This is a genomic window from Blautia sp. AM42-2, assembly GCF_003480245.1.
GTDB lineage: Bacteria > Bacillota > Clostridia > Lachnospirales > Lachnospiraceae > Fusicatenibacter > Fusicatenibacter saccharivorans.
The window spans coordinates 1-380 of the sequence record NZ_QUIM01000005.1 but is presented as its reverse complement, the minus strand read 5'-3'; the positions used below and the strand labels follow the sequence as shown (position 1 = coordinate 380).

At 44.5% G+C, this 380-nt stretch carries 1 protein-coding gene; it reads right to left on the bottom strand.

All coding sequences use genetic code 11. The features are described from left to right. Nucleotides 1-61 precede the first annotated feature (61 nt). Nucleotides 62-380: ATP-binding protein (locus tag DW915_RS07500; RefSeq protein ID WP_243033803.1), on the bottom strand; the 319-nt coding region annotated here is incomplete at its 5' end.

Genomic DNA, 380 nt, shown 5'->3' with positions numbered 1-380 from the left:
ATCCGTTCCAGAGGAACGGAGCGCCATTCCGCTTCAAACTGAGCAAAGCTCAGCAGGTTGATTAATTACTATTGGTTATTCTGCGATCCCTGCCAGGAAATTCAAGGCGATATGCCTTAGATGTCATTCGACTTAAGCAGGCATCTGCGTAGGTGGAATCCCCAAAAAGCTGATACCATCCGGATACTGGAATCTGTGAGATAATAATAGTTGCCTTGCGGCAGTCTCTGGACTCGATGATTTCAAATAAATCGCGGCATTTCTCGATGTCCAGATCCATTAAGCCGAAATCATCTATCACCATGAGATCATAAGCTGCCATTTCATTCGAATACTCAAAGTAAGTACCTTCCTGCCTGGCATGATCTGATTCCTTTAAG